Source organism: Paenibacillus sp. Pae15 (assembly GCF_024519685.1).
Taxonomy (GTDB): domain Bacteria; phylum Bacillota; class Bacilli; order Paenibacillales; family NBRC-103111; genus Paenibacillus_G; species Paenibacillus_G naphthalenovorans.
Window position 1 is genome coordinate 1 of the sequence record NZ_JALJRM010000100.1, and the last position, 236, is coordinate 236.

Consider the following 236-nt stretch of genomic DNA (forward strand, 5'->3'; position numbering starts at 1 on the left):
CACCCGACCTCCAGGCTCACTTTGGGCAAGCCGCGAAGCAGGAAACGCCGGAAGTTCCGGTTGTTTTTCATTTGTCCAAACACACTCTCCGGTTCGATCATACGTCGAACCGACAACGCGTAGCCTTCCTCACTTCGCAGCTTTTCCCGCGTCTGCTGCCTGTAGCGAAGGTACTTGAGACTCACCCGGATTTCCCGGTTCCCTTTGGCTTTCGTGCAGGCATCCTTCAAAGGACA

Annotated in this window: 1 protein-coding gene; it reads right to left on the minus strand. The window is 55.5% G+C overall.

The window, feature by feature from the left end:
• The coding region (locus NR121_RS25125; protein ID WP_256832153.1) for a transposase at positions 1 to 236 on the minus strand (236 nt) is incomplete at both ends.